The following is a 26735-nucleotide window of genomic DNA, read 5'->3' on the forward strand; positions in this document are numbered from 1 at the left end:
GAAGGTGAGGAAGAGCAGCATGTCGTTGGCGAGCCCGAGCTCGGGGACGATCTGGCTCAGCAGGACGGTCAGCAGCGCGGGGCCCGCGATACCGGCGAGCCAGCCCCAAATGATGCGGGAGCGGCCGAGCCGCGCGCCGCGGGCGACGGGCAGGCCACGGCCCTTTGCGGCCTCGTCGTGGGTGACGATGTGGACGTCGAGGTCGGCCTGCGGGTCAGCTCGGCCGCGGTGCGCCTTCCGTCCTCGGACAACAAAAGGTCGACGTGCACGCGCGCCGTCATCCTCGGCAGCCCTGACCTGACCGCCAGCTCGATGATCTCCCCTTCCAACGCGCCGCCCGGTGCTCCGTCCGTGCGCGGGGGTGACGGTGTGCCGCGTTGCGCCCGCTGGACCGTCGCCAGCTGCGCCTGCTGGGGCCGGTAGCCGCCGGGGCCGCCGTTGCGTGCGATCTCCCGGCTGATCGTCGAGGTCGGCCGGTCGAGCCGCCTGGCGATCTCGGCGTAGGAGAGCTTGCCGGTGAGTCCGGCCGCGATGCGCTGGCGTTCCTGCTGGGTCAACCGTCCTCCAGGCATGTCGCCAGTATTGCCTTCACCGCCATTCAGTGCAACGCGGCGTTGCATTCGATCCCAGCGTCATTGCATCAATTTGCCGCCATCTAGCTGCACTTATGTCTTTCGGTGGATTGCAGGAACTCTGAATGCAACGTAGCTTTCAAGAAGCATCAAACGCGCACTATCGCGAGGCGAGGAATGGTCATGGATGAATCCCTCCACACCGTCACGACGCTGCCGACGGAGCGTCGGCCCGGCTGTCCCTTCGACCCGCCGGCAGAGCTCATCGATGCCCGCCGGCACGGCCCCATCAGCCGATACACCCACCCCGGCGGCAAACCGGGCTGGATGATCACCGGGTATGACCTGGTCAGGTCGGTCCTGGCCGACCCGCGGTTCAGCTCGCGCAAGGATCTCCTGAACGTGGTCGACTTCGAGATCCCTCCGGCGCCGCCCGGCGAGTTCCTCCTCATGGACGACCCCCAGCACAGCCGCTACCGGAAGCCGCTCGTGGGCAAGTTCACCGCACGGCGGATGCGGCTGCTGACCGAGCGCATCGAGCAGATCACCACCGACTGCCTGGACGCCATGGAACGGACGGGGCCGTCGGCGGACCTGGTGACCGCGTTCGCCAAGCCCATCCCCACCATCATCATCTGCGAGCTGCTGGGGGTGCCGTACGAGGACCGGGACTCCTTCCAGGAGCAGATCGACAAGTTCATGAACGGGGAGACGAGCGACGAGGATCTGATGGCGGCCTACATCGCGACCCAGAACTACCTCGCACAGCTGGTGGCCGCCAAGCGTGCGAACCCCACCGACGACGTGCTCAGCGAACTCACCGACAGCGACCTGACCGATGAGGAGCTGCAGGGGATCAGCCTGATCCTGCTGGCGGCCGGATTCGACACCACCGCGAACATGCTGTCCCTCGGATCCTTCGCGCTGCTGCAGAACCCGGAGCAACTGGCCGCGCTGCGCGCCGATCCCGCGCTCATCGACCAGGCCGTGGAGGAGCTGCTGCGGTATCTGAGCGTCGCCAAGTCGTTCATGCGGACGGCGCTGGAGGACGTCGAGGTGGGCGGCCAGACCATCGAGGCCGGCACGACGGTCGTCCTGTCGTACAACACCGCCAACCGTGACCCCGAGCGCTACGCCGATCCCCACCTGCTCGACCTCCGCAGGGACTCCGGTGGGCACCTGGCCTTCGGACACGGCATCCACCTGTGCCTGGGCGCGCAGCTGGCCCGTGTCGAGATGCGGGTCGCGTTCACCGCGCTGCTGGGGCGTTTCCCCACGCTGCGCCTGGCCGTACCGGCCGAAGACGTCGCCCTGCGCCCGGAGACCGCGGACATCTACGGGGTCAAGAGCCTCCCGGTCACCTGGGAGGTGTGACCACCGGCCGGTGACGGGAGAGGTCGTGTACGGCCGCCGCGGCCGAGCTGTGGTTGCCGGCCTGCGCGGATCGCGTCCGCGGCGCCGACTGGACAGTGAGCAGGGTCCTGGCCGCGCTCGATCTGGCAGGGGCTCACGTGCGCGTCGGGAATCGCGACGGGTCCGAGGAGAGACACACTTCGCAGGTCGCTCCGGGGGCACTCATGTCATGCGTCCAGTTGGGCGCGAATGAGGGAGTCGAGCCGTTCCCATGCCGGGGACGAAGCGTTGACTCTGCTCTGGATGAGGGCGGGGATCTCAGAGCCCGTATCCAGCCCGGGCCGTTCGTCGGGCCCGTAGCGCTCCCGATTCGCCTCGGCGATCCTGCGGGCGAGGTCCTCGAGCCGCGGGTCGTCGGCGTCGAGGTCGTGTGCGTGGTCGTAGCCGAGGAAGAGCCGCCGTAGAGTCGGGTCGGCCGAGATCTCGGCCTGCTCGTGAAACAGGGTGGTCGCACGGTCCGGGTGGGTGGCGAACACGAGGATCCACAAGTCGCGTTGCAGGTCCACCCATCGAGGCGTGAATCCCCATCGGGCCAGATCCTCCAGATGGGCGAAGACCTCGCCGGGCAGTGGCACCAGACGCCCGGCGGCAAGCCGGCGCAGGCGCTCCTGAGTGTCCTGCAGGCTGCGGATGCGGGCGTCGAGTTCGTCGTCGATCTCGCCCAGCGCCTGCCGGAATTCCTCCTCGCCCGCCGCTCTCAGATACCGGATACGAGCGAGGGGGACACCGGCTTCTGCCAGTGTCCGGATCTTGATCAGGTCGACAGCGTCGTTCGCACCGTACCGCCGGTAGCCGGACGCGTCGCGGTCGGGTTCGGGGAGCAACCCCTTGTCGTGGTAGACGCGGACGGTCTTGATCGACACTCCGATGTAGCCGGCCAGCTGTCCGATGGTGATCACCTCGTCATCGTCCCACTTGACCTTGCCCCAGGGGCAGGGTTGCAGCATGGAGTCATGGAGAACATGAACCCCGATCGGGAGACCCTCCGCGACCTGGCCGACGAGGGCAACGAGACCGCGCTGGACCGGCTGGCCGATCTCGCGGACGCGGCCGGCGACGTCGCGGAGCTGAGCGACCTGTTGGACGAGGGATCCCGACACGCCGGAATGCTGCTCACGCGACGCGCGGCCGCAGCCGGAGACCTGCGAGAGCTGCAACGGATCTCCGATGCCGGATACGAAGAGGCCGGAACGGAGCTGGAGCGGCTGCTGCGGGCACCGGGCGGTCTTCAGGACTGACGAACCGCCCGGCCGCCGCACCTGCCGCGATCCTGCATCTCACCGTGACGCGCCGGCCACCGGTACGGCGAGCAGGTCGCCGGGGTGGACGTCGCCCGGCAGCGGGACGTCGGAGGCGAGGATGTCGCCCGCTTCGCAGTGCCGTCCGACGACCGTGGCCGCACGGGGTCCCGCCGTCGAGTGGCGGCCGACGAGCCGGGGCGCGTACCGCACCCCGTACAGGGCGGGGCGCGGATTGTCGCTCATACCGCCGTCGACGGCGACGAAACACCTTCTCGCCGGTGTGCTTGACGGTGAGCACCCGGTAGAGGGCGGCTCCGGCGGGGCCCACGACGGCCCGTCCGGGTTCGACGGCGAGCCGGGGCACGGGGAGTCCCGCGGCGGCGCAGCCGTCGACGAGTTCGGTACGCATCCGCCGGGCGAACGCGGTGAGGTCGAGGGCGGGTTCGCCGGGCCGGTAGGCGATGCCGTGTCCGCCGCCCATGTCGAGCTCGGGCAGGACCAAGGCCGTGAGTGTCACGGATGCGGGCCATGAGCCCGATCATGCGGCGCAGGGCGACCAGAGCTCGGTGAGGGAAACTCCGCCGACGGCCAGGCCGCCGTGCGGGAGCGGCCTCGTGGACGCGGGCCATACGGACAGCTCACCGGCAGCGGCGGGCGTCTCCGGGAGAACGGCGGTGGTCATCTTCTGCTCTCCCCCTTCAGACCGTGCGGGCCGTGAGAGTGGAGCTGACCAGGGGGTTCTCGCTGCGTGTGAGCTCAGATCGCCATCACGCCGCCGCTGTTGTCGTGGACGATGGCCTGCCACTCCAGCACCGGGCAGGCAGCGACCAGCAACGTGTCCAGCCCGTCCACGCCACTCGCGGCGACGCGGCCCATTGCCTCGTCGTGGACGGGGAAGTTTGCCCTGCAGCGTGTCGCAGTGACCGCAGCCGTTGTGGACAACTGCCGCTCGCGCATGGTCCTGCCGTAGCGCTCTTGGCACCGCACTTCCCAGCCTCCGTCGAGGCTCTTGCCGAGAAACCCGCCGCCCGCCGACTGCACCGCCGTCGGCGAGCAGTCCGGGCACCGGCCCCTCCATCACTACGACTCTGCGGGCCCCGAGACAGCTCCGTCGCCGCTGGGAGCGACATGCCAACGAGCAACGCCCCCGCGATCGGGCAGGGGCGTTGCTCGAGATGGCCTGTTTCAGGGTGCCTTTTGGGCGGCGGGCTTCTCGATCTCGGCGGTCACCCGTGCCCCTCGGAAGAGCACCGGGAGCCACAGGAGACATGCCAGCAGGGGGACCGCGGCGTAGGTGGCCATGCCCACACTGGAGCCCAACCCGTCCATGAGCGCGCCGAGGACGAGATAGCCGATGCCGATGAGCGCCGACTCCACGAATGCGATCATCGACAGCAGGCTCGCCCGGTGGCGCGACGGCACGGCCTCGTTGAACACGTTGTCCACGATCACGGCGGTGATCTCGGGAATTCCGACCAGGACCAGGAACGCGGCGATGGTGACCCAGACAAGGCCGAGGCCGCTCAGGCCGAGCGCCACGGCGAGCGTCAGGAGAGACACCGGGACGATGACCCGATACCCGATGCGCCGGTCCGCGCGGTCCGACAGCAATGGAGTGAGCCCGCCTGCGAAGAATCCCGCCGATATGACCACGCTGACCAATGCGGTGCCCGCTCCCTGATCGGACAGGGTCTTCTGCGTAAAAATGATGTACGGAGTCAAAGTCGCATGCATCAATCCGGACACCACGACAAGCGTCACGAGCGCCGGCGTGGCGACCCGAAGCATCGCCCGCCATGCTGTGACGTCGCCGTGCTCCTCCTCGGCTCCGTCCTGCTCGTCCACCGCGTCCGCGCCGCGGATCTCGGGCACCCGTGACATCAGCACCACCACGGCCAGGACGAGGCACGCCGCCGAACCGACGTAGACGACCCCCCAGGAAATCTGCTGCAGTTGGCCGCCGAGGACGATGGCGGCTCCCGAGGTGACCGTCCCGAGCATGGTGAACCGGGACTTGATCTTGACGTAGCCGGCCGTTGCACCACGACGCACCAGCAGGTCGTACAGCAGGGCGGTGTCCGAACCGGACACACATGCCATGCCCACGCCCTGCCCGATGAACAGCGCCAGGAACACCCAGTAGTTGGAGAACGCCACCTGACCGAGCAGACATCCAGCTATCAGCACCTGGCCGATCACGATGCTGGCACGCCTGCCGATTCGGTCGGCGATGACTCCCGTCGGCAACTCCGCAAGTCCGCTGACCAGGTAGAGCAGTGTCTGCAGTAGGGCCACTTGCCCGGCGGAGAAGCCTCGCTGATAAAGGAAGAGGACGAATACGCCGCGCTGGAACATCGTGTTGGCGAGCACGGCGTACACGTAGAACGGGCGCGTGACGCTTCGTGCTGAATCGTCGACTGCAGCCGACCCGCCAAGGGCCTCCGTGGTGCCGGTCATGCTGTGGGCTCCCCCTGGTGACTCCGGTGATCATTAGTGTTGGGCCTCCGCCCGACCAGCTCATCGGGCACACCCGCCGCCGCGAACACCGTTTGCCGGAGGACCACCTCGTCGGACCGCACTCCGAACAAGGGAGGCCGCACATCCGCAGAAGCCCGCCGCAGGCCAAGCCCCATCGTGGTCGCGACCTCGGCCGGCGGACACCGGTTCACGCGTGCCTTCCGGTCCACCCAGGACACGAACGCCTCGCCCGCCCGCGGAGCCGTGACCAGCGCTAATCGCCGTGGCGATACGCGCGCACCCCCCGAAGGCGCCCCCATCACTTAGGGGTTCACGCTATCAAGTGCACTACCAGGTTGGGGTTCACACTTTCATTCTGAGCTTCGGCTCTCAGCTGGGTGTGCTGCGCCCACTGTGGCACCGGGGACTGACATGTCGGGCGGAAACACGACACGAAACACGACACGCCCCACCCGAATCGGGCCGGGGGCTCTGGCACGAGGTGACACAGGGAGGGGCGGTCAGCGGCGGCCGATAGATCACGCCTCATGCTTCCTGCGGCACGAGAAGTGCTCGGGCAGCCCTTCGGGTCCTGGAAGGTCAAGGGCTACGACGGCCCCCCGATCCCCGCTCCCGGGCTCCCGCCGGTGCCGCTGAAAGCACGCGGACGGGTGCGCTGACCTGCTTGTTTCTGGAACGGGACGGTCATCCGAGGTCAGCCGAAGAGGGGCAGTCGCTCCTGCGGAGATCGATCCGGCTGAGGGGGCGACGGGTGCTCCCAGAGGCCCTCTTCGGCCGCCCGACGTTTTCCCTTGTGTGACCAGGGGGGGTCGGCTTTGCCAGGACCAGTGCCGACCCGATGCTGACTTTGGTGGCCGTTCGTCAGCTCTGCGCGGTGTCCTCGCCCGTCTGCGCGGCGCCCTCAGCTGCGCCTGCCTTCTCGCGCATCTTCCGCACCAGCTCCGCCTTCCGGTCGTCGGCACCCTGGCGGTCGAGGTTGCGATGCGGACCGTTGTTCTGCCGTTCGGCGCGGGACAGCTTCTTGCGCTGGCCGCCGCCCTGGCCCACGGGGTTGTTGATGTTCTTGCTGTCGGTCACGGCTTCTCCCGTTGGTGATGTGAAGTGATCTACGGATTCATCGGTGGGGGGCGGGCGGCGATGTCGAAGGACGCCGGCAGGTGTCTGTCACGCCCTCACTCGTAAATCGGCCTCTGGAAGAACATGACAAAGACGGTACCCGGTTCCGTCGGCCCCTCACTCCACCCCTTTCGCTGCCCCGGCATCCTGGCGGCCCTTCGGCGAGCGCCCGAGTCAGTCGCTTCCTGGGTAATCCCAGCACCGCCGGCACCCTCCGGTGGTCACCGCTCACCCGGGGCCGAGGCGGTCGCCGGTCATCAGGAACGTCTATAGCGACGCCTGGCGCGCCACGCGGTAGCGGAGGTAGACGACTTTCGAGGGGAAGGTGCGGGTCTCGACGAGTTCGAGATCCACCCGGCGTTCGTCCCGGGGGAAGAACGGGATGCCGCCGCCGACCAGTACCGGGTAGACGATGACCTGGTACTCGTCGATCAGACCCGACGCGGCCGCCTCGGCGGCGAGGGTCGCGCCGCCGATCGCGATGTCGCCCTCCCCGGGTTCGGCTCGCAGCCGCTCGATCTCCTCCGCCAGGCCGCCGGAGAGCAGGCGCGCATTGCCCTGCACCGTCGACAGTGTGGTGGAGAACACCACCTTGGGAAGCGGCTTCCAGAGCGAGGCCCACTCCAGCTCGGGGTCGCCGAGCGATGGATCCTGGTCGGCGGTCTCCCAGTACAGCATCGTCTCGTACAGCCGTCGTCCCAACAGGTGGACGCCGACCCTTCGGATCTCGTTGATCCAGAAGCGGAAGACGTCCTCGTCGGGCTCCGTCCAGTCGAAGCTGCCGTCCGGCCCGACGATGTAGCCGTCGAGGGAGACGCCCATCGAGTAGGTCACGTTGCGCATCGGAAGTCCTCCTCGGAGAGAGGTTCGACACTACGACCGCCACCGCCGCGGGACTCGTCTCGGCTCGCGGGACGGCCTCAGATCTCCCCGCCCCAGGCCGTGTACTCCGAGGACCGCAGCCCTGTGACGTCCCAAGCCGACGCTGTCGTGCTCCGCGGGAACCAGCTCTCCGGCCCCACACGTTCGGGTGAGTCCGGCGTGCACACTGCACGAGCCGGGCACATGCTGTGCGCGCCGGCAGCCGGCAGCGGCAGCCACGAGCTCGTGAGGTCGATTCGACAGGACCCGCACCCTGCCCCCCCCGAGCCGCGTCTTCCGACGCGGGGCCGGCGAGCACGGACCGGGTGGTCGACGGACTGCTGCTCCCCGCCAAGCCTTGCAGCCCGGACTTTGTTGTCCGTCGGATCATTCGGCGATGTCGACGCCGTAGCTGCGTGCGACCGCAGCGAGGTCGTGGTCGTACCCCTGACCGACGGCTCGGAAGCGCCAGAGCGGGCCCCGTCGGTATAGCTCGGCGAGGATCAATGTGCGTTCGGTCGTAGCGGCGTCCAGGGTGGCCTGGGCCAGGCGAGTGGTGTCGGCGCCCGGCGCCAAGGTGATCTGGACAGGGCCGATGTCGCCGAATGCCGTGCCGCCGTCGATGGCAGCGACCACGACCACCTTGCGGGCCGCGGGAGGCATGGAAGCGAGATCGATGACGATCGTCTGCTCGGTGGGTCCGTCGCTCAGGAGCCTCACAGCACCATCGGGGCTCTCCGGGGCTCCGTAGAACACGAAGTCTTCGTCGCGTGAAACCTGTTCGTCACTGTCGACGGTGAAGGCGACGACGTCGATCTCGCAGTCGGTCTGCTGTGCCCATGTGGCCGACACGTTCCAGCCTGCCGTAGGACTGGCTGCGCCGGAGAGGTCGACAACGCCGCCCCGAGGCAGGACCTGGGGCGACGGGGTCATCTCAGGTGTGTGTGCGGTGGCTGTAGATGCAGTCAGCCACTCAGCCTGATGAACCGGCAACTGGAGGGATGTGATCCGGGCCATCCGCCGGTCGTGCTCGCCACCTGGGAGGAGGACTGCGTCGGTGACACTGGCAGAGAGGTTGACGGCAGCGGCTCCGCCGAGGGCCACGACACGCGCCCTGGCGTCCGCCGCGTCCTGGTGCAGGCCTCCCAGCACCAGAACCCGCCGCCCGGCCAGCCGTCCGTGCGAGGCAGACCCTTCATGACGGGGAGCCGGGACGTCCGGCGTGACATCGGCCGGTGGGGGAGCGGGGCTGTCGACCAGCTCGGCGACCGGGGCCTCGGCGTCGGGCGAGGTCCCTGGACGTACGTCGCCCAACAGCTTGAGGAAGGTCTGCTCGTCGAGCAGAGGTATGCCCTCGGCGAGTGCTCGTCGTGCCTTCGCGGACGTGGACACCGGATCGTTGGTCACGAGGACGCTCGTGTACCGGCTGACCGAGCCCATCACGTTCAGCCCGGCAGTGACCGCCCGTTCGACCAGTTCGGCCCGCGCGGTGTCGGTGTCCCCGGTGATAGCGATCTTCATGCCCTGCTTGAGCGCGCCACCAGGAGCCAGCCGGCCTGGATTCCGGAATGCGCAGGGTGCCTTGGGCGGCTTCGGAGTGAACCGCGGGTCCTGCCGTGGCGGACAGGACACCAGTGGCAGAGGCAGATCGAGCCGGGCAGCCTCCCGCAGAGAGGCTCGTAGGATCCCGGCCAGCACGTGGGTGTCGTCCAGTGCGTCATGCGCCTTCTTCTGAACCACGCCGTAGTGGGCTGCGAGCGTGCCCAGCCTAAGGTCGGCCGTGGGCGGGTCCACCCGCCTGTTCAGCGCCAGAGTGCACAGGCGCCGTGACACGGGCAGATGCGACCCGGCTCGGGCGAACTCGTGTGCCAGGAAGTCGTAGTCGAACTGAGCGTTGTGGGCCACCATGATGCGGTCCTGGAGCATCGCACTGATGTGATCGGCGACCTGGTCGAAGGTCGGCGCGGTGCTCAGCGATTCGGCGGTCAGGCCATGCACATGTACGGGGCCCGGGTCGCAGCCGGGGTTCAGCAGAGTCGAGAACTCGCCGGTCTGTTGACCGTCCGGCCCGAGAGTCACCACGGCAATCGACAGCACCCGATCGCGCCTGGGTATCAGGCCCGACGTCTCCACGTCCACCAGCGCCCAAGGGAAGGCGTAGCCATGCGGCTCAGTAGCGTTCAAGACGGTGGAAGCGAGAGTCATGGAGAGAACAATTATCCGGCCTGTAGGTCACTTTCAACCTGAATGCAGAGATTCCCATCCTGCGCGGGTGGGAGCCCAGAGGGCGTCTGCCTGCGGTGAAGCCGTACCTCGACGGCGCCCTCTGCGTCGCGCGAGCGCCTGGTAGAGCGAGGTGACCGAGGGACGCCCGCCGGCGGGACTGCGGGTGCTCGCAGTCCTTGGGGCTCCTCGGCCCCCGCGAACGGCTCCATGTGGGTCCTCCCCGAGGCTGCGGCCCACTGCGGGTCTGTCGCGGGGGCGGGCGCGCGATGTCGTGAAGAATCAACAAAGTGCGGCGGTGAAGGCGCCCGCCGCCGCCCGGCAGGGGGCCCATGGCCCGCCGCCGAGCGGCCCACGCCGATGCTTCGTGGGGCAGCCGGACGAAGCCGGGGCGGCGACCACCGCGCCGGCCTCCCCGCAAGTCGGCCCACCCGCTGCCCCGGTGCCGGACCGGTTCCGCCCCCGCCGCCGACCGACAAAGATCAGTTACGCTGGCCATCGCGCGGGCGCGTACGGGCGGGCCGCCCGGCTCGGGGAACCTCACGTCCGGTACGACGGTCATACTCAGCAACCACATTCACTGGCCTGCCCTCCTGCCGCCTCCAGGCACGGGGCCGGGGAGGATCCACCGTGTCACGTCAGGTACTCGTCGTCGGTCCGGATCGGCCGGATGCCTTCCGCACCATCGGTGAAGCCCTGGGAAGAGCCCGCCCGGGCTCCGTTCTGCGCATCCTTCCCGGCACCTACGAGGAACGGCTCACCGTCACCAGTTCGGTGACCCTCGTCGCCAACGACGGCCCCGGAACCGTGGAGATCGCCCCCCGGCACGGCACCGCGCTCACCCTGCTCACCGACGCCGTCCAGCTCACCGACCTCACGCTGCGGGGCCACGACGCCGAACTGCCGGTCGCCGCCGCCACGCGGGGTCAGATCGCCATGGACGGCTGCGACATCACCGGAGCCGCCTGGACCGCCGTACTCAGCAGCGGCACCGGTTCCCTGGCCCTGCGCGACTGCCGGATGTCCAACGCGGTCGGCGCCGCGGTGGTGACCACCTCCGAGGAGGAGAGCTTCCTCGAAGCCTGCGTCATGGAGAACCTGGGCACCTCCGCCGTGGTGATCGCCGAACGCGGCAGCGCCACCGTCCGCCGCTGCGTCGTGCGCGATGCGCGGGGCAACGGCATACTCGCCAACGGCGAGGGGCGGGGCGTAGTGGAGGACTGCCGGATATCGGGGACCGAGAAGCCCGCGATCGCACTCGAAGGCGCAAGCACCCTGCGGGTGGCCCGCACCGAGGTGCACGACGCGGTCGTCGGCGTCTACGTCACCTCCACCGGACGCAACCTCCTGGAGGATGTCTCGGTGACCGGCACCACCGGTCACGGCTTCGTCCTGTCCGCCGGAACCGCGCCACGACTGACCCGCTGCCACAGCGAACGCACCCGGGGACACGGCCTGTTGGTCCTCGACCGGGCGCGGGGCATCGTGGAGGAGAGCTCCTTCCACACCGCGGAGAGCGCCGCCGTCCGGATCACGGGCCCCTGCGCGCCCACCCTCACCTCGGTACGGGTCCGCGACAGCGCGGGCATCGGCGTGCTGCTGGAGGAGGAAGCCACCCCCGAGTTCGACGACTTGGAGGTCGAGGATGCGGGCGCGGCCGCCGTGTGCGTACGCTCCGGCGCGGCCCCGCTGCTGCGCCGCGTCCGTACGACCGGAGGTGCCGGACCCGCGATCGAGGTGCTGGCCGGCGGCCGGGGCCGAGTGGAGGACAGCCGCGTCGACCGGCCCGGCGGCCCGGCCCTGCGGGTCGCGGACGGGAGCACCTTGTCGGTGGCGGCCACCGTCCTGCGCGAGCCCCGTGGCTGCGGAGTGTCGGTCGGCCCGGCCGGCACCGTCACTCTGCGCGACTTCTCCGTCGAGAACGCGGCGGAGAGCGGCATCGAGGTGGAGGACGGCGGCGAACTCACCGCCACCCGCACCCAGGTGGAGAAGTCCGGCGCCCACGGCATCCGGGTGGCCTCCGGCGGCCGGGCCGCGCTCCACACCTGCGAGTCGTCGGCGAACGAGGGCGACGGCATCCGGATCGAGAGTGCCGGCCCGGTCGCGCTGACCGCGTGCGCCGTACGGGACAACAAGGACAGCGGACTTCGCCAGACCATCGCCGGGGAACGCGTGAGCGTCGAGGAGCTCGACAGCTCCGGCAACGGCGTCGCGGACATCTGGGGCACGCCCGAGGAGGCGCGGGGCGTGGAGGGACGACTGCCCGCAGGGACGGTACCGGCCCCGGTCCCGGGTCGTGCGTCGGAGGGCCCCATCGGTGAACTGGAGGCGCTGATCGGGCTGGCCGGCGTCAAACAACAGGTCCTCACCCTCATCAACCTCAACCGTCTCGCCCAGCGCCGGGCGAGCCTGGGACTGCCGCTCCCGCCCATGAGCCGCCACCTGGTCTTCGCGGGCCCGCCCGGCACCGGCAAGACCACCGTCGCCCGGCTCTACGGCAGCATCCTTGCCCAGCTCGGCGTCCTGCGCTCCGGACACCTGGTGGAGGTCTCGCGGGCCGACCTGGTGGCGCAGGTCATCGGCGGCACCGCGATCAAGACCACCGAGGCGTTCACCCGGGCGCTGGGCGGAGTGCTGTTCATCGACGAGGCGTACACCCTGCTGTCCGACGGCAAGGGATCGGGCGCCGACTTCGGCCAGGAGGCCATCGACACCCTGGTGAAACTGATGGAGGACCACCGCGAGGACGTGGTCGTGGTCGCGGCGGGCTACGCGCCGGACATGGAGTCCTTCCTGGCCTCCAACGCCGGTCTGGCCTCACGCTTCACCCGCAGCATCGAGTTCACCGACTACACCACCGACGAACTCGTCACCATCGTCGACAGCATGTGCACGGCCCACAGCTACGAGCTCACCGAGCCGGCTCGTGACGCGCTCGTGGTGTGCTTCGACCGCATCCCCCGCGACGCGCTGTTCGGCAACGGCCGCACCGCGCGCAAGGTCTTCGAGGAGATGGTCGACCGGCAGGCGTTCCGGCTCGCCGAGCTTCCCGACGCCGACGAGCACGCCCTGACCCGGCTCGTGGCCGAGGACGTCGGTGTGGAGGACCTCAAGGCGGCCGAGGGCGAGGACGGCGGCGAATCCGGGCCGCTGGCCAGGCTCCAGGCGATGGTCGGCCTCGCGGCCGTCAAGCGAGAAGTCACCGACCTGGTCAACCTTCTGTCGACGGCCAAACGCCGCACCGAGGCCGGACTGCCGGTCTCCCGGATCAGCAACCACCTGGTGTTCGCGGGTCCGCCCGGCACGGGCAAGACCACCACCGCCCGGCTGTACGGCGAACTGCTGGCCTCCCTGGGCGTTCTGCCGCGCGGCCAGCTCGTCGAGGTGTCCCGGGCCGACCTGGTCGGCCGGTACATCGGCCACACGGCGCAGATGACCCGGGACGCGTTCGACCGGGCACGCGGCGGTGTGCTGTTCATCGACGAGGCGTACGCCCTCACCCCCGACTCGGCGGGCGGCTCCGACTTCGGCAAGGAAGCGGTGGAGACCCTGCTGAAGCTGATGGAGGACCACCGTGACGAGGTGGTGGTGATCGCGGCCGGCTACACCGAGGAGATGGACCGCTTCCTGGCCTCCAACCCGGGTCTGGCGTCACGGTTCACCCGCCATGTGGAGTTCGAGGACTACAGCTCGCGGGAACTGGTCACCATCGTCCGCGACCATGCCCTGGCCAACGGCTACGAATGTGCTCCGGGGACCGAGCAGGCGCTGTTCGACCTCTTCGAAGCGGTCCCGCGCGGCCGGTCGTTCGGCAACGCCCGGCTGGCGCGCCAGACCGTCGAGGCGATGATGACGCGGCAGGCGGGCCGGGTCGCCGCCCTCGCCGAGGCCGACGTCGACGACCTGCGTCTGCTCCTGGTCCAGGACATCCCGTCGTCCGCCGCTCGCCGCTGATCCGGGGCGTGAGAACCCGCAGGTACCGGCGCGACAGTGAGGAAGCCCCGTGAGAGCCCGCCCGTCCCGCACCCACCGTCGAGGCACGGCCGTGGCCGTGGCCGTGGCCGCGCTCGTGCTGTCCGCCGCCCCGGCGCCGACCGCGACGGCGGCGGACGGCGTGGACCTGCCGCCCGTCCCGACGTCGGTGGCACCGGACAAGCCGTGCACCGCCGAGTCCGCCACCGTCGTCACGGCGGTGCCCTGGGCCCAGCAGGCCCTCAACCTCGCCCATGTGTGGCAACTGGGCCAGGGCTCCGGGACGACCGTCGCCGTGGTCGGCACGGGGGTGTCCACCACGGCGCCCGCGCTGGCCGGCCGCGTCACCGCGCTGGGTGACGCCGGAAGCGACTGCGTCGGCCACGGAACCTTCCTGGCCGGACTGGTCGCCGCCCGGCCCGGCACGGGCCAGGGCCTGTCCGGGGTCGCGCCGCAGTCCAGGATCCTGGCCGTACGCGGTACCGGCAAGCACGGCGAGCCGGACGCCGAGCGGCTGGCAGCCGCGGTCACCGAGGCGGCCGACGCGGGCGCCAAGGTGATCGTGGTCGGCACTTTCGTGGCCACGGACACCCCGGCCCTGCGCGCCGCCATACGACACGCCCTGGACAAGGACGCCGTGGTGGTGGCCACCGCCGCGCCGGAGAACAACGCGAGCGGCTCCCGCGACACCCCGCTACGGGTCTACCCGGCCGCCCTGCCCGAGGTGATCGCCGTGGTCGACACGGGCCCCGGCGGCGAGCGCCCGCAGAACGCGCCGCAGGCCGAGCGCGCCGACCTGTCCGCCCCCGGCGACGTGATGGTCGGGATCGGCCCCAAGGGCGAGGGCCACTGGACCGCCTCGGGCAGCGCGGAGGCGGCCGCCGTGGTGGGTGGCGCCGCCGCCCTGGTCCGCGCCTACCACCCGGACCTGACCGGCGCCCAGGTGCGTGCGCGTCTCCTCGCCACCGCCTACCCGGGCGGTCAGCCCGCGCTGGACGTCTACGCGGCGGTCTCCGCGACCCGGCCGCCCGCCGCGGGCCCCGGCCCCTCCGGCCCGCCCGGGACGCTACGGGTCCCCGTGGCGGCCAGCGCCACCGGTGCGGGCCGTACCGCCCTGCTCGTGGCCGGAGCCTCCGGGACCGTGCTGCTGGCGGCGCTGCTGCTGATGGCCGTGGTCCCGCGCGGCCGGGCCCGCCGCTGGCGCCCGGGCGGCAGCGGCGGCTCGTAGGCGCGTACGGAGCGCGGGCGTAGGGAGGCGCGTCAGGCGGCCCGTCAGGCGGCGCTTCAGGGCGTGGGGCCGTCCGGCAGCGCCAGCTGGACCAGGCTCGTCTTGCGCCGGGCGATGCGGATCGCCCGCCCCGGCGGCAGCGTGCGGGGCTTGACGTTCCCGAAGAGGTACCCCTCGGAGGCCGGGCAGGACAGCAGCAGTGCCGGGGTGTTGACCTCCTGCATACGGCGCAGCAGCGCGTCGTTGAGGCCGCGGCCCGCGCCCGCCGCCGAGCGCGCCACCACCAGGTGCAGACCGACCTCGAAGCCGAGCGGCAGGTGGTCCAGGACCGGGTCGAACGGGTTGCGCATGGCGGTGCTGTTGATCATGTCGTAGTCATCGACCAGGACGAAGATGCGCGGTCCGGTCCACCAGTCGCGCAGCCGCATCCGCGCGGGGCTGATGTCGGCGCCGGGAAGCCGCGTCGTCATCGCCCGCCCGGTCCCGTCGAGGAGATCGCGCAGCGGGTCGGCGGAGACCGCGTGCCCGAGCCGGTACTCCTCGGGGACGGCCTCGATCAGGCCGCGCCGGTAGTCGACGACCAGCACCTTGGCCTCGGCTGGGGTGTAGCGGTCGGTGATGGCCTTGGCGACCAGACGCAGCATCGCCGTCTTGCCGCTCTCGCTGTCGCCGACGACGATCAGGTGCGGGCTTTCGGTGAAGTCGTGCCACACCGGGGCGAGTGACTCCTCGTCCATGCCGATGGCCAGGCGCAGATCGCCCTCGGGAGCGGGCAGATCGGCCGCGTGCAGGGTGGTGGGCAGCATACGGACCCGCGGCGCGGCCGGCGCGTTCCAGCTCTCGGCGACGGCCTCGACGAACGCGGCGACGCCGTCGGAGAGGTCCTCCGGGTCCTCGATCCCGTCGATGCGCGGCAGCGCGCCGAGGAAGTGCAGCTTGTCGGGGGTCAGACCGCGGCCGGGGACCCGCGGCACGGTGGCGGCCTTGCGGACGTCGATGCCGGACTCCATCGAGTCGCCCATCCGCAGTTCGAGCCGGGTGCCGGTCTGGTCGCGGACGGCCGGCGAGAGCTCGGCCCAGCGGGCGGTGGTGATGACCACGTGCACGCCGTAGTTCAGACCGCGGCCGATCACGCCGTTGACCACGGTGACCAGGTCCATGAAGTCGTTGCGCAGGGTGGACCAGCCGTCGATGACCAGGAAGACGTCGCCGAACGGCTCCTCGGGGAACTCCCCGGCGGCGCGCCTGCGCCGGTAGGTGGCCATGGAGTCGATCCCGCGCTCGGCGAAGAACAGCTCGCGCTGGTTGAGCAGCGAGGTGACCTCGGCGAGGGTGCGGCCGATCCGTTCGCTGTCCATCCGGCCCGCGACGCCGCCGACGTGCGGCAGGCCGGTGAGCCCCGACAGGGTGCCGCCGCCGAAGTCCAGGCAGTAGAACTGCACTTCGCGCGGACTGTGGGTGAGGGCCAGGGCCGCGATCAGCGTGCGCAGCAGCGTGCTCTTGCCGCTCTGCGGGCCCCCTGCGATGCCGACGTGGCCGCCCGCGCCCGACAGGTCCACGGTGAACAGCTCGCGCTGCTGCTCGAAGGGCTTGTCGACGATGCCGACCGGGACCACCAGCCGGCCCCTGGCCTGCGTGTCGGCGGTCAGGCCGTGCTCGGGGTGCGGCTCCAGAGGCGGCAGGATCTGGTCCAGGGTGGGCGGCAGGTCCAGCGGCGGCAGCCACACCTGGTGCGCGGGCGGTCCCGCGTCGGCCAGCCGTTCCAGGGCGACGGAGAGCAGGGTCTCACCGGTGTCGGGCTCAGGCCCCACGGGATCCGGGTCGGGAGTCGCGGGAAGGTCCCGGGGCACGGTCCAGTCGGTCGACCAGGGCACGATCTGCCCGGCTATGCGCGACTGCGGGATGTTGCCGAGCCGGCCGGCCCGGTGCGGCCCCGAGACGTACGCGGCGCGGAAGCGGGTCAGCGCCTCCACCCCGCTCTTGAGGTATCCGCTGCCGGGCTGTGGCGGCAGGTGGTAGGCGTCGGGGACGCCCAGTACGCCGCGGCTCTCCATCGCGGAGAAGGTCCGCAGGCCGATGCGGTAGGACAGGTGGCTCTCCAGCTGGTGCATCCGGCCTTCGTCCAGGCGCTGCGAGGCCAGCAGCAGGTGCACGCCCAGACTGCGGCCGAGCCGCCCGATCATCACGAAGAGTTCGATGAACTCGCGGTGGGCCGCCAGTAGTTCGCTGAACTCGTCGACCACGACGAACAGCGAGGGCAGCGGGGCGAGCGGGGCCCCGGCTGCGCGGGCCTTCTCGTACTCCAGGACAGAGGTGTAGTTTCCGGCGCTGCGCAGCAGTTCCTGGCGGCGCATGAGTTCACCGTGCAGGGCGTCCTGCATGCGCCCGACCAGTGCGGACTCGTCGGCCAGGTTGGTGATCACCGCCGAGGTGTGCGGCAGGCCGTCGAGCCCCAGGAAGGTGGCGCCGCCCTTGAAGTCCACAAGGACGAAGTTGAGCGTCTCGGACGAATGGGTGAGGGCCAGACCGAGCACCAGAGTGCGCAGCAGTTCGCTCTTTCCGGAGCCGGTGGCGCCGATGAGCATGCCGTGCGGGCCCATGCCCCCGAGCGCCGACTCCTTGATGTCGAGCTCGACCGGCTTGCCGTCCTCACCGATCGCGATCGGCACCTTGAGCCTGTCGGCGCCGTCGACCCGCTGCTGCCACAGCGTGGCCGGTTCATGGCGGCGCAGGTCGGGGATGCCGAGCAGAGCGGTGAGCTCGGTGTCGGCGGCCATGGGTTCGCCGGTGTCGACGGTGATGCCCATCCGGTACGGCGCGATCAGGGTCGCCAGGGTACGGGCGGCGGCCGGGCCGAGGGCGTCGGGGCGGCCGAGTTCGGTGGTCTGTTCCTTGCGTTCCCGGTCGGTGCGGACCAGGCCCACGCTGCCGCCCTCGACGTCCAGCCGCAGGGTGGTGCGGCCGGGCTTCCAGGACAGTGCGCCGGACAGGTCGATGACGACGGTGTTGCGGTACCCGGGACCGCCCGCGCGATGGCCCGCGGGAACCTTGCCACCGTCGATGACCAGGACGGTGTACGGCTCCTCACGGGCCGGCAGCGCCTCCGGGTCGAAAGGCGCCCGGGCGGTGAACTCCGGGCCGAGCCGGTCCTCCAGCTCCCCGAGGGCCGAACCGACCAGCCGGGCCGGGCCCGCGCCGTCGTGCTCGTCGGGATGCTGGGCGTGCGGCAGCCACTTCACCCAGTCCCAGGCGGCCCGCCGCTCGTCGCTGACGCACAGCGCGATCCACAGGTCCTCGGGGGAGTGGAAGACGGCGAGCTGCGCGAGCATCGCCCGCACCAGCGACCGGGCCCGCTCCTCGTCGCCCCGCAGCAGTACCCGGGACCAGGCCCGCAGGTACAGGGCGATGGGCTGGTCGGGGACGGTGCCGTAGGCGCGGATGAAACTGCGCAGCGCGTGCGCCGACAGTGGCTCCAGGTCCTCGACGGGCTTGGTGGACAGCGGGGCGAGACGCACCGCCAGCCGCTGGTCGCCGATCGCGATCCGGATCTCGGCGAAGTCGTCGTCGGTGGGGCGGCGTTCCCACAGCCGGGACGTGCGGGCCAGGGCCCACAGTCCGGTCGGCTCCGGATGCCGCCAGGCCAGGGCGAGCTGCTGCTCGCCGATGGTGCGGCGGACACGGCGTCGGCTCTGAGCGAGGTAGCGCAGGTAGTCGCGGCGCTCACCGCGCAGGCGGCGCTTGCGGTCGCCGGAGGTGCGCACCAACTGCCCGACGACCATGGCCACCGAGGAGAGCAGCATCAGGCCGATGGCCATGTAGCTCATGACGGTCGCCTCGCCGGGGCGGACGAACATCAGCAGCATCGCCACCGAGGTGAGGCCCATCGGCAGGTACATCCACATGGCCGAGGAGTTCGGCTGTGCCTCGGGGAGGCCGGGCGGCTCCTGGAGGCTCATCTCGCCCTGGGGCATGTCGGGGCCCCGGCGGCGGGCCGGGCGCCGGAAAAGGACCGTACTCAACGGGGGAACTCCTCGGGCTGAGACGCGGCCGGCCCGCCCGTGACACTGACGCGCAGGGCGAATCCGGCACCGTTCCGGGCTGATTGGGTCGTGGCGGGGAACTCCCCTCCGGATCACGACAGGATGAGACCGTACGTCAGATGATCGGCCGGGTGCGAGCTGGTGTGCCAATTGGCCACCCTGTAATGATGTTGTCCGATCATCAAACGGAACGCGACGCAACCCGTTCGTCGCCGTACCCCTCCTCCTGATCGCAATCCCCTCACCGAAGCGTGGCGTTCATGACTGATACCTCGGCGGCCGGCCTCTGCCGGCTCACGGTCCGTACTCCTGAAAGGGTCGTCGACCTGGCCGTACCCGCCGCCGTGCCGATCGCCGACCTGCTGCCCACGCTGGTCGGCTACGGCGGCGAGGGGCTGGAGGAGAGCGGGCTCGACCACGGCGGCTGGGTCCTGCAGAGACTGGGCGGCGAGCCGCTCGACGAGGAGGGCACCGCCCAGTCGCTGGAACTGCGCGACGGCGACGTGCTCTACCTGAGGCCGCGCGCCGACCAACTGCCGGAGGTGCACTTCGACGACCTGGTCGACGGGGTCACCACCTCCATGCGCGCCCACGGAAGTTCCTGGAACGAGCGGTACAGCCGGGTGATGCTGCGCGCCGTGATGGTGGCGCTGCTGGCGGCCGGTCTGCTGGCGCTGGCCATGCCCGGCGGTGACCGCCAGTTGCGGGCCGGGCTGGCCGCGGCGGCCGGTCTTCTGGTACTGGCCGGCGCCGCCTCCGCGAGCCGGGCCGTCGGCGACGCGGCCGCGGGCGCCGCCCTCGGTGTGATGGCGGCGCCCTATCTGGCGCTGGCGGGCGCGCTGCTGCCCACCGGAGGCGCCGCCTCGGCTGCCTCGGGGGAGCTGCTGGGGGCCCGGCTGCTGGCCGGATCGGCGGCGGGCGCGGGCGGCGCCGTACTGGCGGTGGCCGCGGTGGCCGCCTACGTACCACTGCTGACGTCCTCGGCCGTGGTGGCCCTCGCCGGAGTGGCGTGGGGCTCGCTGATGCTGCTGATGGAGATACCGGCCTCCCACGCGGCGAGCATGACGGCGGTACTGGCCGTGGTGTTCGGCTCCGCGGTGCCCGCGCTGTCCGCCCGCCTCGCGGGCCTGCGGCTGCCCGCGCTCCCGACCAACGCCGACGAGCTCCAGCAGGGCATCGACCCGCACGACAACCAACTGGTCGTGGCCCGCGCCGCGCTGGCCGAGGAGTGGATGACCGCCCTGTTCGCGGCGGCCGGACTGGTCTGCGGCGGATGCCTGGCGGGCCTGCTGCTGGACAGCCCGCGCCTGCCGGCGCTGATCACCGCCGGGGTGCTGGCCGTCCTCCTGCTGCTCCACGCCCGGGGGATCGGCGGTGCCTGGTCGCGACTCGCGGTACTGCTGCCCGGAGTCGGCGGCTGGCTGCTGCTGGCGTTCGTCGCCTCGGCCCGGGTGGCGCCGGGGCTGCGCCCCGCGCTGGTCGGCCTTCTGCTGGCGGTGGCCGCGATGACGGCGATCGCGTCCTGGACGGTGCCCGGCCGGCGGGTGGTTCCGTACTGGGGCCGCGCGGCGGACCTGCTGCACTCGGTCGCCGCGATGGCGCTGCTGCCGCTGGCGCTCTGGGTGCTCGGCGTCTTCGGCGCCGTACGCGCGATCGGCAGCTGACCGGGTGACGGTGGAGAAGAGGCATCATGCAGTCCAGGCGTGATCAGGTACAGGCACACATGTTCGTCGTCGGCAGGCTCACCGCGGGCATGCTCCGGGCCGACCCGGACGCCCCGGACAGCACGGTCGGCCGGACCACGCGCGGAATGGGCGTCGGCATCGCGGTCTCGCTGCTGCTGGCCGTGGCGTTCCTGCTGTACGGGCTGATCTCGCCCGGCGGTGGTCAGACCTGGCGCGACGGCCGGTCCCTGCTCGTCGAGAAGGAGACCGGCAACCGGTACCTGCTGCTGGAAGGCGCGCTGCGACCGGTCGGGGACTACGCCTCGGCACGGCTGATCCTGGGCGAGCAGCCCACCGTGAAGACGGTCGCCGCCCGTTCGCTGCGCGGCATCCCGCACGGCCTGCCGGTGGGCATCGCCGGAGGCCCGGGCACCCTGCCCGCCCCCGCGGACGTCAACAAGGGGATCTGGCTGGTCTGCGCGGTGACGTCCACCGACCCGTCCGGAGCGGTGAAGGCGCGCACGTCCCTGCGGATCGGCCCGCCCGCCACCGGCCACGACCCGCTGGAATCGGGCCGGGACCCCGGCGACGAGGGGCTGTTGGTGTCCGGCCCGGACGGCACCCCGTACGTGCTGTGGCACGACCGGCGGCTGCGGCTGGACACCGGACACGGCGCCGCCCAGGCCCTCGGCTACGCGGCGGCCACCGCGCGCCCGGTCTCCGGCGCCTTCCTCGACAGCGTGCCCGCCGGCCCCGATCTGGCGGCCCCCGACGTCCCCGGCCGGGGAACGCCCGGCCGCCCGCTGGGCGCCACCGCCACCAAGATCGGACAGGTCTTCCTCATCAAGCCGCCCGGCGGGCAGGAGCAGTACCACCTGATGACCGGCGACGGGCTGCGGCCCGTGTCGGCCACCGTGGCGGCCCTGGTACTGGCGGACCCGCAGACCGTGCGGCAGGCGTACGAGGGCGGCCCCGCCACCGCCCTGCCGGTGGGCGCCGACCAGTTGGCGGCCGGCGCGGCCACCGGTGCGCCCACGGGGCAGGGCCCCCCGGACGGACTGCCGGCCGCGCCGCCCCGGCTGCTGGCCCCGGCCGCCGGTGAGGGCCTCTGCGTGAGCGTACGGCCGGACGGGACCAATCCCCGGGTCGGCCTGACGGTCGTGCCGTTCGACCGCGCTGCGGCCGACGCCGAGCCGTTCACGGCGGGTCTGGGTACCGCCCCGGCCTGTCTGCCGGTGGACCGGGTGTCCGTACGGGCCGGCGGTGGGGCGCTGGTCCAGGCGCTCGGCGCCGGCGGCGGTGCCGTCGGCAGCACCCTGTACCTCGTCACCGACACCGGGGTGAAGTACCGGCTGGCGTCCAAAGCCGGGGTCAAGGCCCTGGGTTACGACGGGACACCGCCCCAGGGGGTGCCCTCGCGGCTGCTGTCGATGCTCCCGTCCGGACCGCTCCTGGACCCGGCAGTCGCGGCCCGGACGGTGACGGCGCCGCCCGCCCCGGATGAGTGCCGCGGCTGACGGCCTTCCATCGGCCGGGAGTTGACGGAGCGCCGGAAGTTTTGGAAAGAATGTTGCCCATCAGTGCAACCTGTCGGTTTTCGAAGCGGTCTTCTCCTCCACACAGGTGATCACTGCGAGCTGAGAAGGACTTCCCCATGACGGAAGCGAACCCCATGAACGGACAGCAGTCGTCCGTCACCTCCACCCGCAATGGCATCCTGGCCCTGGAACAGGCGTTCAGCGGCATCATGCGCATCCGGACCGACGTCAACTCCACCCAGCACACCCTGGGTTCCGGCTACCAGGGCTCCGACGGCGGCGGCTTCCAGAAGCTGCTCACCGCGTGGGACCAGCAGGTCGACGTCATCCTGCGCAACCTCGACAGCATGGTCGACACCCTCAACCAGACGCTCGCCAAGCACAACGAGCAGCAGGGTTCGAGCAACACCGAGATCGACACGGCGTTCAGCCGCTCCGAGGCGGCCTTCAAGGCCATCACGGGCTGAATCACGGGCCGACCCTCCCGCTGAATCGATACGCCACAACCCTACGGAGACACCCATGGCCGGAAACACCAGCGACGGCTTCATCCACGTCGACTACAGCTCCATGAACAACTCCGCCGACGACATGGTCCAGCAGACCAAGGCCATCGCGGCGACGATCGCCAGCCTCGACCAGGAGCTCAACACCCTGAAGACGACCTGGTCCGGCGCCGACGCGGCGGCGTACACGGGCAAGCAGCAGGCCTGGGACAACGCGGTCAAGGCGCTGGAGCAGATGCTCACCTCGCACGCCGGCCTGCTCGGACAGATCTCGGACAGCTACAAGTACACCGAGAACAGCCTCCAGCAGATGTGGAGTTCCGTGAAGATCGGCTGACGCCGCTCTCTCCGGGACGGCGGCGCCGGTTGCCGCTCCTCCCGTCGCGACAGCCGGCGCCGCCCGTCCTCCCTCCGCTTCCGCCGCCCCCAGGAGCTACGTCATGGCGACTGCGAACCAGAACCTCACACACCTCGACGGACAGCACCTCAGACTGTTCATCACGAACGATCTGGAACCCTTCCTCAAGGAACTGACGGCCATAGCCGCCCCTCCCACGCCGCCCGACGACTGGTATTCGATGGGACAGCTGGCGTTGTCCCTGGACATGGAGTCGAAGGAAGCCAAGCCTGATGCGCAGTTGAAGATCGGTCCGATGGGCCGCTCGGCGATCAGCACCTCCGGCAAGGAGATGATCACGAATACGCAGAAGGCCGCGGCCGCCATCGCGAAGGTCCTTTCTGATCAGAAGACGCTCTTCGGCGACATCGACACGGACCTCAAGCAGACCATCGAGAAGTACCTGAAGACGCAGGGCGACAGCCTGGATTCCATCGCGAGTTCGGACTTCATCGCGGAGATGGACCTGGTCGACCGGGACCTCACACCCCCGAAGGCCCCGCCGGTGCCGCCTCCCACGACGACCTGATTCCACCCGCCAGCCGGACACCTCGCACTCACCTCTTGGAGCCCCGTACCCATGGCCGCCGATGCATCCCAAACCAATCCCAACCACTGGGAGGTGGTGGCCGGGCTGCTCACCGGCTTTACCGGCCCCACCCGAGCCGACATGTCGAAGATAGCCGGCAGTGGCGGGCTTCCCTGGGTCAACGTGACCATCAAGAGCGGATACACCACCACGGTGGGGGCCGGTGTGGACGGCCACGACTACGTGCTTGCGTACTGTGGTGAGCCTGACGGGGCGTGGAACAAGACGTATCCCAAACTGCACAAGATCTGCATTGACTTCATCTGGGGCAGTGGAACCGGAAAGCACTTCGGTGACAGCGGGGATGCAGGATCCTATAACTGGGGCTACGGCCTGGCGCTGCAAACGCTTCGTGATGCCCACAACACCCAGTTCTTCAAATCGGGTGCGTACGAGGTGGCCACCGGGGACGTGGTGGACCTCAAGAGTTTCGAACTGGTGGCCAAATCGTTCGATAAGGTCGGGGAATTCTTCAAGGCCCACGCGAACACGCTCGCTACGTGGACCGAAGCGCTGGGCAAGCCGGATGCGGCCTGGCAGGGCAACGCGGCAGGTCTCTTCCGGCACCTGCTGGAGGATCTCGACACGGCCTATCAGGGCTACGACAAACAGCTGCACCCGGCCGGCTGGACGCCGACGCACAAGGGAATTCACACGCCCGATTACATGAGCACCACCCGGTTTGGTGACTCCCTGATCGAGGCACAGAATGCACTGCATACATGCGTGACCGAATTGTGTAAGACCTGGAAAAGTTGGATCGATGCCAAGGAGGTGGTCATACCCGGACGGAGGAGTACGTTCAACCCCGCGGGTCCGGCGAAAGCCCATTACTTGCAGACCACCACGCTGAAGTACATCCTGGACGATCTGCTCAAATGGATCCAGGAGAACAACCTCAGCAAAGTCCAGTCGACGGTCACGTACTCCGGTAAATACAGCAGCACTGCCCACTACAGCAGTTCCGCGGATTTCAAGTCCCAGACCGTGTGGGGGAATCTCGGTGACACCTCCACGTGGTCGACCATCGTGGCCGAGGCAGTGAAGATCTGGGAAAGAAACGTTGAGATCAACCTCGACGACAAAATAAAGCTTCCTGTCAGCGCCATGAACGAGGTCTGGAAGACGGTGGCCGCCGGCACCGGCGGAACGGCGGCCGGATTCTCCCCCGCCACCCTGCGGTCACTGACCTCGTACCAGACGGAGGACAACAAGAAGAAGGAGCTCGACGACAAGACGAAGGAGAAACTGGACAACGACAAGAAGCAGGACGAGATGAATAAGCTGCTGGGCGGCGGTGGCGGTGGCGGCGGTGGTGCGGGCCCCGGCGGCAATCAGCTCAAGAAGGAGACGAAGAACCTCGGGGACGGCCTGCACACCAACCCCCTCGGCAACGGCTCGGTGAAGAATCCCGACGGAAGCGTCACGACCCGCAATCCGGACGGCAGCACGACCACCCGCAACAAAGACGGCAGTACCGTCACGCGCCATCCGGACGGCACCGTGGTGACGACCTTCCCGGACGGCCGCAAGACCGTCACGGGCCCGCCGCGTTCGCTGCTGCCCAACAACCCCAACCCGCTGTTCCCCGGCGGTCCGGGCCCCGGCCCCAGGACGGTCAAGAACCCGGACGGCAGCCTGACCACGTACAACCCGTCGGACGGCTCCCGCAGCACCAAGTTCCCGGACGGCACCACCACCACGGTCGCCAAGGACGGTACGACCACCACCGCCACCCCTGACGGCAGCACCACCGTGCTGCACAAGGACGGCAGCGAAACCGTCACCTACCCGGACGGCACCCGCACCACCATCACCAAGGACGGCACGTCCACCACGCACTTCCAGGACGGCAGCAGCACCGTCCACTCCAAGGACGGGAAGCTCGTCACCACCGACGCCTCCGGCCACAGCACGGTCACCCGCCCCGCCCCCGGAACCGTGGTCCACAACCCCGACGGCGGCACCACGACCTTCAACGCCGACGGCAGCACCACCTCGACGCACATCAACGGCACGAAGACCACGATCGACCCCGGCAAGGGCATCGTCACCACCACGGACCCCGGCGGCACCAGAACGGTCTCCGATCTGAAGGACGGCACCTCGACCATCCGCTACGCCGATGGCAGCACCGCCGAGGTCGGCACGGACGGCAAGGTCACCACCCATTACAAGGACGGCAGCAGTACCGTCCTGGAGCCGGACGGCACGCTCACCACCAAGGACTCCTCCGGCAGTTCCTCCACCACCCACCTCGGAGCCTCGGACGGCGGAGCGCAGAACGGCGGGCCGAAGGTCCAGCACGGCAGCGACGGCTCCACGACCACCACGTACGCGGACGGCACCGTCACCAAGAACCTGCCGGACGGCACGGTGATCACCACCTACCGGGACGGCAGCACGCACACCACCGCCCCGGACGGCCGGGTGACCACCACCGCGGCGCTGATCAGCAGGCCGGCGCCGAATCCCCTGAATCTGGACCGGATCGGACCGGTGTCCAGTCCGCACGGCACGGGCTCGTACACGACGAACCTGGCGGCGGGCCTCAACACCGGCACCAGCGGTTCCGCGTACCGCTCGGCCGCGCCCTTGGAGTCGACCAGCCTGCCGGCCGGCCGGGCCGTGACGCCGGGAACACCGGCGCAGCGCACGTCCGTTCCGGTCACCACCGCCGAACAGGCCGCGCTGACGGGCGGCGCCCGCCCCGCGACCACGTCGAGCGGAGCCGGCGGAATGCCGATGATGCCGCCCGGCGGAGGCGGAGGCGGCGCACCCGGCATGGGAACCCAGAGCGACGAGCGGGAGCGCGTCACCTGGCTGTCGGCCGACGAGGACGTCTGGGGTACGGACGAAGGCGGCGCCCCCGCCGTGATCGGCCGCTGACCCCCGCA

At 70.3% G+C, this 26735-nt stretch carries 18 protein-coding genes and 3 pseudogenes; 10 read left to right on the forward strand and 11 right to left on the reverse strand.

Annotation, left to right across the window (positions count from 1 at the left end):
• Together ACFCZ1_RS34900 and ACFCZ1_RS34905 are read right to left on the reverse strand one after the other, a co-directional pair.
• Nucleotides 1-207: pseudogene (locus ACFCZ1_RS34900) on the reverse strand (hypothetical protein); the annotation flags it as partial.
• A gap of 287 nt (nucleotides 208-494) precedes the next feature.
• Nucleotides 495-620 (reverse strand): annotated as a pseudogene (locus ACFCZ1_RS34905) (MarR family transcriptional regulator); the annotation flags it as partial.
• 135 nt (nucleotides 621-755) lie between these two features.
• Between ACFCZ1_RS34905 and ACFCZ1_RS34910 the strand changes: the two are divergent.
• Entirely contained in the window at nucleotides 756-1946 is a 1191-nt protein-coding gene (locus ACFCZ1_RS34910; protein WP_376682306.1) for a cytochrome P450, read from the forward strand.
• 206 nt (nucleotides 1947-2152) lie between these two features.
• Here ACFCZ1_RS34910 and ACFCZ1_RS34915 read toward each other — a convergent pair whose 3' ends face one another.
• A complete protein-coding gene (locus tag ACFCZ1_RS34915) occupies nucleotides 2153-2932 on the reverse strand; it encodes a MerR family transcriptional regulator (RefSeq protein ID WP_376682307.1) in 780 nt (259 codons plus the stop codon).
• 6 nt (nucleotides 2933-2938) lie between these two features.
• Between ACFCZ1_RS34915 and ACFCZ1_RS34920 the strand changes: the two genes are divergently transcribed.
• On the forward strand, nucleotides 2939-3223 hold the full coding sequence (locus ACFCZ1_RS34920) for a hypothetical protein (RefSeq protein ID WP_376682308.1): 285 nt from the start codon (nucleotides 2939-2941) through the stop codon (nucleotides 3221-3223).
• A 48-nt stretch (nucleotides 3224-3271) separates the two neighbouring features.
• Here ACFCZ1_RS34920 and ACFCZ1_RS34925 read toward each other — a convergent pair.
• The 7 genes and pseudogenes from ACFCZ1_RS34925 to ACFCZ1_RS34955 all read right to left on the reverse strand — a co-directional run.
• Nucleotides 3272-3786: pseudogene (locus ACFCZ1_RS34925) on the reverse strand (diaminopimelate decarboxylase); the annotation flags it as partial.
• Nucleotides 3765-3908 (reverse strand): hypothetical protein, encoded by a 144-nt coding sequence (locus ACFCZ1_RS34930; protein WP_376682326.1) that lies wholly within the window; start codon nucleotides 3906-3908, stop codon nucleotides 3765-3767. The pseudogene ACFCZ1_RS34925 and the gene ACFCZ1_RS34930, both read right to left, overlap by 22 nt.
• A 74-nt stretch (nucleotides 3909-3982) precedes the next feature.
• Entirely contained in the window at nucleotides 3983-4183 is a 201-nt protein-coding gene (locus ACFCZ1_RS34935; protein ID WP_376682309.1) for a hypothetical protein, read from the reverse strand.
• Nucleotides 4184-4411: 228 nt separating this feature from the next.
• Nucleotides 4412-5683 (reverse strand): MFS transporter, encoded by a 1272-nt coding sequence (locus ACFCZ1_RS34940; RefSeq protein WP_376682310.1) that lies wholly within the window; start codon nucleotides 5681-5683, stop codon nucleotides 4412-4414.
• Between the two features lie 882 nt (nucleotides 5684-6565).
• Nucleotides 6566-6781 (reverse strand): DUF6243 family protein, encoded by a 216-nt coding sequence (locus ACFCZ1_RS34945; protein WP_376682311.1) that lies wholly within the window; start codon nucleotides 6779-6781, stop codon nucleotides 6566-6568.
• Nucleotides 6782-7087: 306 nt separating this feature from the next.
• Nucleotides 7088-7663, reverse strand: a complete 576-nt coding sequence (locus ACFCZ1_RS34950) for a dihydrofolate reductase family protein (protein ID WP_376682312.1) — start codon at nucleotides 7661-7663, stop codon at nucleotides 7088-7090.
• A 405-nt stretch (nucleotides 7664-8068) separates the two neighbouring features.
• Nucleotides 8069-9886 (reverse strand): TerD family protein, encoded by a 1818-nt coding sequence (locus ACFCZ1_RS34955; RefSeq protein WP_376682313.1) that lies wholly within the window; start codon nucleotides 9884-9886, stop codon nucleotides 8069-8071.
• A 648-nt stretch (nucleotides 9887-10534) separates the two neighbouring features.
• On the opposite strand from ACFCZ1_RS34955, the gene ACFCZ1_RS34960 reads away from it, so the two are divergent.
• Both ACFCZ1_RS34960 and ACFCZ1_RS34965 read left to right on the forward strand, forming a co-directional pair.
• Entirely contained in the window at nucleotides 10535-13858 is a 3324-nt protein-coding gene (locus ACFCZ1_RS34960) for a right-handed parallel beta-helix repeat-containing protein (protein WP_376682314.1), read from the forward strand.
• Between the two features lie 49 nt (nucleotides 13859-13907).
• A complete protein-coding gene (locus tag ACFCZ1_RS34965; RefSeq protein WP_376682315.1) occupies nucleotides 13908-15104 on the forward strand; it encodes a S8 family serine peptidase in 1197 nt (398 codons plus the stop codon).
• 56 nt (nucleotides 15105-15160) lie between these two features.
• Here the strand turns inward: ACFCZ1_RS34965 and eccCa are convergent, their stop codons facing one another.
• A complete protein-coding gene (gene eccCa / locus ACFCZ1_RS34970; protein ID WP_376682316.1) occupies nucleotides 15161-19123 on the reverse strand; it encodes a type VII secretion protein EccCa in 3963 nt (1320 codons plus the stop codon).
• A gap of 281 nt (nucleotides 19124-19404) precedes the next feature.
• Here eccCa and eccD point away from each other — a divergent pair, with 281 nt between their 5' ends.
• The 6 genes from eccD (at nucleotide 19405) to ACFCZ1_RS35000 (ending at nucleotide 26727) form a co-directional block, all read left to right on the forward strand.
• Nucleotides 19405-20808 (forward strand): type VII secretion integral membrane protein EccD, encoded by a 1404-nt coding sequence (eccD, locus tag ACFCZ1_RS34975; RefSeq protein ID WP_376682317.1) that lies wholly within the window; start codon nucleotides 19405-19407, stop codon nucleotides 20806-20808.
• A 26-nt stretch (nucleotides 20809-20834) separates the two neighbouring features.
• Nucleotides 20835-22325 (forward strand): type VII secretion protein EccB, encoded by a 1491-nt coding sequence (gene eccB, locus ACFCZ1_RS34980; RefSeq protein WP_376682318.1) that lies wholly within the window; start codon nucleotides 20835-20837, stop codon nucleotides 22323-22325.
• Between the two features lie 137 nt (nucleotides 22326-22462).
• The gene (locus ACFCZ1_RS34985) at nucleotides 22463-22813 is read left to right on the forward strand and encodes a hypothetical protein (RefSeq protein WP_365957254.1); all 351 of its coding nucleotides are present in this window, start codon (nucleotides 22463-22465) and stop codon (nucleotides 22811-22813) included.
• Nucleotides 22814-22868: 55 nt separating this feature from the next.
• The gene (locus tag ACFCZ1_RS34990) at nucleotides 22869-23189 is read left to right on the forward strand and encodes a WXG100 family type VII secretion target (RefSeq protein ID WP_376682319.1); all 321 of its coding nucleotides are present in this window, start codon (nucleotides 22869-22871) and stop codon (nucleotides 23187-23189) included.
• A 103-nt stretch (nucleotides 23190-23292) separates the two neighbouring features.
• The gene (locus ACFCZ1_RS34995) at nucleotides 23293-23778 is read left to right on the forward strand and encodes a type VII secretion system-associated protein (RefSeq protein ID WP_376682320.1); all 486 of its coding nucleotides are present in this window, start codon (nucleotides 23293-23295) and stop codon (nucleotides 23776-23778) included.
• Between the two features lie 51 nt (nucleotides 23779-23829).
• Nucleotides 23830-26727, forward strand: coding sequence for an AAWKG family protein (locus tag ACFCZ1_RS35000; protein ID WP_376682321.1), 2898 nt, complete (start codon nucleotides 23830-23832; stop codon nucleotides 26725-26727).
• The last annotated feature ends 8 nt before the right edge of the window (nucleotides 26728-26735 follow it).

This window comes from Streptomyces sp. NPDC056224 (assembly GCF_042267665.1).
Taxonomy (GTDB): domain Bacteria; phylum Actinomycetota; class Actinomycetes; order Streptomycetales; family Streptomycetaceae; genus Streptomyces.

Excerpts from the sequence above, each read along its gene's own strand:
- ACFCZ1_RS34915 (WP_376682307.1), bottom strand. The coding sequence starts at position 2,932 with ATGCTGCAACCCTGCCCCTGGGGCAAGGTCAAGTGGGACGATGACGAG.
- ACFCZ1_RS34935 (WP_376682309.1), bottom strand. The coding sequence starts at position 4,183 with ATGCGCGAGCGGCAGTTGTCCACAACGGCTGCGGTCACTGCGACACGC.
- ACFCZ1_RS34955 (WP_376682313.1), bottom strand. The coding sequence starts at position 9,886 with ATGACTCTCGCTTCCACCGTCTTGAACGCTACTGAGCCGCATGGCTAC.
- ACFCZ1_RS34920 (WP_376682308.1), top strand. The coding sequence starts at position 2,939 with ATGGAGAACATGAACCCCGATCGGGAGACCCTCCGCGACCTGGCCGAC.
- eccB (WP_376682318.1), top strand. The coding sequence starts at position 20,835 with ATGCAGTCCAGGCGTGATCAGGTACAGGCACACATGTTCGTCGTCGGC.
- ACFCZ1_RS34940 (WP_376682310.1), bottom strand. The coding sequence starts at position 5,683 with ATGACCGGCACCACGGAGGCCCTTGGCGGGTCGGCTGCAGTCGACGAT.
- ACFCZ1_RS34950 (WP_376682312.1), bottom strand. The coding sequence starts at position 7,663 with ATGCGCAACGTGACCTACTCGATGGGCGTCTCCCTCGACGGCTACATC.
- ACFCZ1_RS35000 (WP_376682321.1), top strand. The coding sequence starts at position 23,830 with ATGGCCGCCGATGCATCCCAAACCAATCCCAACCACTGGGAGGTGGTG.
- ACFCZ1_RS34985 (WP_365957254.1), top strand. The coding sequence starts at position 22,463 with ATGACGGAAGCGAACCCCATGAACGGACAGCAGTCGTCCGTCACCTCC.
- ACFCZ1_RS34930 (WP_376682326.1), bottom strand. The coding sequence starts at position 3,908 with ATGACCACCGCCGTTCTCCCGGAGACGCCCGCCGCTGCCGGTGAGCTG.
- ACFCZ1_RS34990 (WP_376682319.1), top strand. The coding sequence starts at position 22,869 with ATGGCCGGAAACACCAGCGACGGCTTCATCCACGTCGACTACAGCTCC.
- ACFCZ1_RS34910 (WP_376682306.1), top strand. The coding sequence starts at position 756 with ATGGATGAATCCCTCCACACCGTCACGACGCTGCCGACGGAGCGTCGG.
- eccD (WP_376682317.1), top strand. The coding sequence starts at position 19,405 with ATGACTGATACCTCGGCGGCCGGCCTCTGCCGGCTCACGGTCCGTACT.
- ACFCZ1_RS34995 (WP_376682320.1), top strand. The coding sequence starts at position 23,293 with ATGGCGACTGCGAACCAGAACCTCACACACCTCGACGGACAGCACCTC.